Source organism: Pseudomonas brassicae, assembly GCF_010671725.1.
Lineage (GTDB): Bacteria > Pseudomonadota > Gammaproteobacteria > Pseudomonadales > Pseudomonadaceae > Aquipseudomonas > Aquipseudomonas brassicae.
The window spans coordinates 1-6,605 of sequence record NZ_JAAHBU010000412.1 but is presented as its reverse complement, the minus strand read 5'-3'; the positions used below and the strand labels follow the sequence as shown (position 1 = coordinate 6,605).

The window sequence follows — 6,605 nt, the reverse complement described above, 5'->3', positions numbered from 1 at the left end:
ATGCGCTGCGACGGCACGACCTGCATGCAGTCGCCGGCCAGGATATATTCCTTGACCGTGTCGACGGCACGCTCGTAGTCGCCTGGGTGAAGCTGGAGCGAAACGCCGGCTCGGCCGCCTGTGGGCCGCCCAGCGCCAGGCCGCGGCGCGGGGGCGAGCGGCTGGCGCAGTTGTTCGAGCAGCGCTTCAAGACGCGCCAGGCCGTTTTCGTAGGCGTTGTCCTGCGCAGGGTCGCGAGCACGATGCGTGCATCTTGCCCGCCAGGTTGTCGAACACCACGACCGCATCGGAGACCATCAGCAGGATATCCGGTACACCCAGCGGGTCCGGGTTCGGGCACTTGCCCAGGCGCTTCTCGACATAGCGCACGCAGTCATAGCCGAAGTACCCCACCAGGCCGCCATTGAAACGCGGCAGGCCGGTGATGGTCGGTACGTTGTAGCGTTCCTTGAACGCTTCGACGAACGCTAGCGGGTCTTCGACCTCGTGCTGCTCGATCTCGACGCCATCGTGAGTGATGCGCACCTGATGGTCATGCACCCGCAACACGGTGCGGCACGGTAGGCCGATGATCGAGTAACGCCCCCACTTCTCGCCGCCCTGCACCGATTCGAGCAGGTAGGAGTTGGGCTGGTCGGCCAGTTTCAGGTAGATCGACAGCGGCGTGTCGAAGTCGGCCAGGGTTTCGCAGGCCAGGGGAATGCGGTTGTAGCCGGCAGCGGCCAGGCGCAGGAATTCTTCGCGGGTCATGATAGCCTCGTGGCAATGGGGCAATAGGTCGTACGGGCAAACGCGCCGGATCAGGCCGGCCAGAAAGAAGTCAGGCGCGCCAACGCCAACGGGCCAGGGCCTTGATGACTTTCATCCAGAGTTTGCCGGGTGCCACCACGATGGAATCTCTATCAGGGGGAAATTGATCGTCCGACATTAGCTCAGTGGCCGAATCTAAGCAACCAGGCAGCAGTGCGCGCAGGTCATCGATCACCAGTGCAGGCGACTCTTCGCTGATCGGGCGGCCATGGTTGTAGCCGTAACTGAGCGCCACGCACTGCACGCCAGCGGCCTTGGCGGCGAGCACATCACTGCGCGAATCGCCCACGAACAGCGCCTGCTGCGCCGGTACGTTGGCCATTTGCATGACAAACAGCAGCGCGGCCGGGTCGGGCTTTTTCTGCGGCAGGGTATCGCCGCCGATGATCCAGCGGAAATACCGGCCGATCTTCATCTGGTCCAGCAGCGGCGCGACAAAACGCTCCGGCTTGTTGGTGATCAGGGCCATTTCCACGCCCTGCTTGTGCAGCCATTTGAGCGTGTCGCGCACGCCCGGGTACACCACCGTCAGCTCATGGCCGTCGGCGTAGGCCTGCATGAACAGTTCGAGGCCGCGCGCGGCCTCGTCGTCGTCGACCTCGGCATGCTCGATGCTGCCGGCCAGGGCGCGGCGCACCAGCACCGGCGCACCGTTGCCGACCCACTCGCGCACAGCGGCGAGGCCGGCGGGCGGGCGGCCCATTTCGAGCAACATGTGGTCCACGGCAGCCGCAAGGTCCGGCACCGAGTCGATCAGGGTGCCATCCAGATCGAACATCACCAGCTTGGGCAGGCTCCCGGGGAACAGCTGCTCGAAGCCGCTCATGGGCGGGCCAGAGCCAATTCGGCGTGCATCCTGGCAATCACCTCTTTGTAATCCGGGGCATTGAAGATCGCCGAGCCGGCCACGAAGGTGTCGGCACCGGCCGCGCGATCTCGCGGATGTTGTTGACGTTGACGCCACCGTCGATCTCCAGGCGGATATCACGCCCGCTGGCATCGATCAGCGCGCGTGCTTCGCGCAGCTTGTCGAGGGTGGCGGGGATGAACTTCTGCCCGCCAAAACCTGGGTTGACGCTCATGAGCAGGATCATGTCGACCTTGTCCATCACGTACTTGAGCGCGTCCAGCGAGGCGGCCGGGTTGAACACCAGCCCCGCCTTGCAGCCGCCGTCACGGATCAGCTGCAGCGAGCGATCGACGTGCAGGGTGGCATCGGGGTGGAAGGTGATGTAGGTGGCGCCGGCTTCGATGAAGTCGCCGATGATGCGGTCGACCGGCGAGACCATCAGGTGGGCGTCGATCGGCGCGGTCACGCCGTACTTGCGCAGCGCGCTGCACACCATCGGGCCGATGGTCAGGTTGGGTACGTAGTGGTTGTCCATCACGTCGAAGTGGACGATATCGGCGCCGGCTTCGAGCACCTTGTCGACTTCCTCGCCCAGGCGGGCAAAGTCGGCAGAAAGAATGGAGGGGGCAATAGCGTAGGGCTGCATGGCGCACCTGTTGGGCAGAATCACGGTGGCGCGCATTGTACCTCAGGCAAACCGTCAGGGGGCTGACGGGCATCAAGCCTGACGATGGATCGGCAGTGTGGCCTTCGCTGCAAGCAGCGCCCACAGATTTTGCGAACGCCGCAGAACCGTGTGGGAGCTGGCTTGCCAGCGAAGAGCGCCCCAGCCTCAACCGGGCTGCTGGGTCCGCATCTTCTCGCTGCGCCCACGCAGCCATTCCAGGGTCAGCAACAGCACCACCGAGAACGCGATCAGCAAGGTTGCCGCCGCCGCGATGGTCGGGCTCAGGTTCTCGCGGATACCGCTGAACATCTGGCGCGGCAGCGTAGCCTGCTCAGGCCCGGCGAGGAACAGCGTCACCACCACCTCGTCGAACGAGGTCGCGAAGGCGAACAGCGCCCCCGAGATCACCCCCCGGCGCGATCAGCGGCAGGGTCACCCGACGGAACGCCGTCACCGGCGAAGCGCCGAGACTCGCCGCAGCCCGCACCAGGTTGTGGTTGAAGCCCTGCAAGGTCGCCGACACCGTGATGATCACGAACGGCACACCCAGCACCGCATGCACCAGGATCAGCGAGGTGAAACTGTTGCCCATGCCCAGCGGGGCGAAGAACAGGTAGCTGGCGACACCGATGATCACCACCGGCACCACCATCGGCGAGATCACCAGCGCCATCACCAGCGATTTGCCGGGGAAGTCGCCGCGGGTCAGGCCGATCGAGGCCAGGGTGCCGAACACCATGGCCAGCAGCGTCGCTGCCGGCGCCACGATGATGCTGTTCTTCAAGGCGCGCATCCATTCGGCCGAGCCGAAGAAGTCCTGGTACCACTGCAGCGAGAAGCCCTGCAGCGGGTACACCAGGAAGCTGCCCGAGTTGAACGACAGCGGGATGATCACCAGCACCGGCAACACCAGGAACAACAGCACCAGCCCGCAAAGGATGCGCAAGCTGTAGAACCAGACCCGCTCGACGGGCGACATGTAAGGGCTCAGCATGACAACGCTCCTCAGCTCAGACGCAGGCGGCTTGCGCCCACCAGCCAGCTATAGATCAGGTACAGCAGCACAGTGGCCAGCAACAGCAACCCGCCCAGCGCGGTGGCCATGCCCCAGTTGATGCTGGTGTTGGTGTAGAAGGCGACAAAGTAGCTGACCATCTGGTCGTTAGGGCTGCCCAGCAGTGCCGGGGTGATGTAGTAGCCGATCGCCAGGATGAACACCAGCAGGCAACCGGCACCGACACCGGCATAGGTCTGCGGCAGGTACACACGCCAGAAGCTGGCGAATGGATGGCAACCCAGCGAGATCGCCGCACGCATGTAGGTCGGCGAGATCCCCTTCATCACGCTGTAGATCGGCAAGATCATGAACGGCAACAGGATGTGCACCATGGAGATGTACACACCGGTGCGGTTGAACACCAGCTCCAGCGGCTTGTCGATCAGCCCCACTGCCATCAGCGCACTGTTGATCAGCCCGCCGGACTGCAGCAGCACAATCCACGCGGCCACCCGTACCAGGATCGAGGTCCAGAACGGCAGCAACACCAGGATCATCAGCAGGTTGCTCTGCCGGGTCGGCAGGTTGGCCAGCAGATAGGCCAGCGGATAGGCCAGGGCCAGGCAGATCACGGTGATCACCAGCCCCATCCACAGGGTGCGGGCGAAGATATCGAGGTAGATCGCCTGGTCCGGGGTGGTGGGCGCCAGTTCGCCCAGGTCATCGATGCGGTGGTCCACCGAAGCCAGCAGGTAGAACGGGGTCACGCTGCTGGTGTTGCGGCGGATCGCCTGCCAGTACGCAGGGTCGCCCCAGCGCTCGTCGAGCTCCTGCAATGCTTCTTTATAGGAGGCTGGCTCGGTCTTGAACGGCAAGGCACGGGCGGTCTTGGCGATCAGGCTGCGGTAGCCGGCCAGCTCCATGTTCAGGCGCTTGGACAGGTCGCCCAGTGTCTGGTTCTTGCGCGATTCGGCGAGGTCCTCGCTGAGCGCCTTGTACACCGGCTCGCCCGGGAGGCTCTTGCCATCCCACTCAGCCACGGCCACCACGGTGCGCGGCAAGCCGCCGACCACCTCGGGGTTACCCACGCTCTTGTACAGCAGCGCAGCAATCGGCACGAGGAAAACCAGCAACAGAAACAGCGCCAGGGGCGCGATCAGCGCCTTCGCCTTCCAGCGGTTGACCCGCTCGGCGCGCGCCAGACGCTTCTTGAGGTTGGAACCTGCGCCTTCGTTCAGGGGCACTGCGATGGCCATAACGAACTCCGAAAATCTTGGGAACAAGAGGCGTCAGCACAATGCTGACGCCCCATCGGCACGGCTTACTTGGCCGCCCAGGCGTTGAAGCGTTGTTCCAGCTGCTCGCTGTTGTCCGCCCAGAACGCCACGTCGATCTGCACCTGGTTGGCGATGTTTTCCGGGGTGGTCGGCATGTCCTTCTTGATCTCGTCGGACAGCAGCGCGACCGCCTTGGTATTGGCCGGACCGTAGGCAATGTTCTGCGAGTAGACCTTCTGCTGCTCGGGCGTGACCGAGTAGGCGATGAACTTCTTCGCGTCTTCGAGGTTCTTCGCGCCTTTTGGAATGGCCCAGGCATCGAAATCGTAGATGCCGCCGTTCCACACCACTTTCAGGTTGCTTTCTTTCTGCACCGCAGCGATGCGACCGTTGTAGGCCGAACTCATCACCACATCACCCGAGGCCAGGTATTGCGGTGGCTGTGCACCGGCTTCCCACCACTGGATGCTTGGCTTGAGCTGATCGAGTTTCTTGAAGGCGCGGTCCTGGCCTTCCTTGGTGCCCAGCACCTTGTACACATCCTTGGGCGCGACACCGTCGGCCATCAGGGCGAACTCCAGGGTGTACTTGGCGCCCTTGCGCAGGCCACGCTTGCCCGGGAAGGTCTTGGTGTCCCAGAAGTCTGCCCAGCTGGTCGGTGCAGTCTTGAGCTTGTCGGCGTTGTAGGCCATCACCGTGGACCACACGAAGAAGCCGACACCGCACGGCTGGATAGCGCCCGGCACATAGTCGGCCTCATCGCCGAACAGCGCCGGATCGATTTCTTCGAACATGCCTTCGTCACAGCCGCGGGCCAGTTCCGGCGACTCCACCTCCACCAGGTTCCAGCTCACGCTCTTGGTGTCGACCATGGCTTTGACCTTGGCCATCTCACCGTTGTACTCACCTGCCACGATCTTGCCGTTGCCGGCCTTTTCCCACGGCTCATAGAACGCCTTGACCTGGGCAGCCTTGTTCGCGCCGCCAAAGGAAACCACGGTCAGGTCGGCCGCCGCCATGGCCTGGGTTGCAGCGAACAGGCCCACGGTCAGGGCGGTCAGCTTCAAGTGCTTGAGCATTATTATTTTCTCCACGTTGCAGGGGGTTGGTGAAGCAAACCTCAGTGGGCTTCCAGAATAGGATCGAGCGCACGACCGTGCTCGACCTCCCAGCCCAGCGGTACCACATCGCCCACGGCCAGTGCCGGGTCGAGTTCGGCGATGGGCTGCTTCACGAAGAAATCGGCCTTGCCGCACACTTCCAGACGGACCCGCACGTGGTCGCCCAGATAGATGAATTCCGCCACCCGCCCGGAGAAGCGGTTGACGCAGCTTTCGCTGTGGCCATTCAGGCGCACGCGCTCCGGCCGGATCGACAGGGTTACCGGCTCGCCAGGCTGGCCGACGTTCACGGCCAGCGCCTCGACCTGCTCGCCACGGGCCAGCGACACCAGGCAGCGATCGCCGGTCTGGCTAAGCAGGCGGCCATTGATGCGGTTGTTCTCGCCGATGAAGTTGGCGACGAAGGTGTTCTTCGGCTCTTCATAAAGCGTGCGCGGGTCGGCGATCTGCTGGATCTCGCCCTGGTGGAACACCGCGACGCGGTCGGACATGGTCAGCGCTTCGCCCTGGTCGTGGGTCACGTAGACCACGGTCACGCCCAGACGCTGGTGCAGGTGCTTGATCTCCATCTGCATGTGTTCACGCAGTTGCTTGTCGAGCGCGCCCAGCGGTTCGTCCATCAGTACCAATTGGGGCTCGAACACCAGCGCGCGGGCCAGGGCCACACGCTGCTGCTGACCACCGGAGAGCTGGCCAGGGTAGCGCTGGGCGAACGCATCGAGCTGGACCATGTTGAGCACGCGCTTGACCCGCTCGCTGATGTCGGTCTTGCTCAGGTTGCGCACGCTCAGGGGGAAGGCCAGGTTCTCGGACACGGTCATGTGCGGGAACAGCGCATAGTTCTGGAACACCATGCCGATGTCGCGCTTGTGCGGCGGCACGT

The 6,605-nt window shown here is 63.8% G+C and carries 4 protein-coding genes and 3 pseudogenes; all 7 read right to left on the bottom strand.

Annotated elements, in window-relative coordinates; all coding sequences use genetic code 11:
- A pseudogene (locus G3436_RS23120) lies at positions 1 to 750 on the bottom strand (anthranilate synthase component I); the annotation flags it as partial.
- Positions 751 to 820: 70 nt separating this feature from the next.
- Positions 821 to 1,636, bottom strand: a complete 816-nt coding sequence (locus G3436_RS23115) for a phosphoglycolate phosphatase (protein WP_163949921.1) — start codon at positions 1,634 to 1,636, stop codon at positions 821 to 823.
- Positions 1,633 to 2,306: pseudogene (gene rpe / locus G3436_RS23110) on the bottom strand (ribulose-phosphate 3-epimerase). The gene G3436_RS23115 and the pseudogene rpe overlap by 4 nt, the downstream one beginning before the upstream one ends.
- Before the next feature lie 186 nt (positions 2,307 to 2,492).
- Positions 2,493 to 3,321: pseudogene (locus tag G3436_RS23105) on the bottom strand (ABC transporter permease).
- Positions 3,322 to 3,332: 11 nt separating this feature from the next.
- The gene (locus tag G3436_RS23100; protein WP_163949917.1) at positions 3,333 to 4,580 is read right to left on the bottom strand and encodes an ABC transporter permease; all 1,248 of its coding nucleotides are present in this window, start codon (positions 4,578 to 4,580) and stop codon (positions 3,333 to 3,335) included.
- 65 nt (positions 4,581 to 4,645) lie between these two features.
- Positions 4,646 to 5,680, bottom strand: coding sequence for an ABC transporter substrate-binding protein (locus tag G3436_RS23095; protein ID WP_163949915.1), 1,035 nt, complete (start codon positions 5,678 to 5,680; stop codon positions 4,646 to 4,648).
- 41 nt (positions 5,681 to 5,721) lie between these two features.
- On the bottom strand, positions 5,722 to 6,605 hold an 884-nt coding region (locus G3436_RS23090; RefSeq protein ID WP_163949912.1), incomplete at its 5' end, for an ABC transporter ATP-binding protein.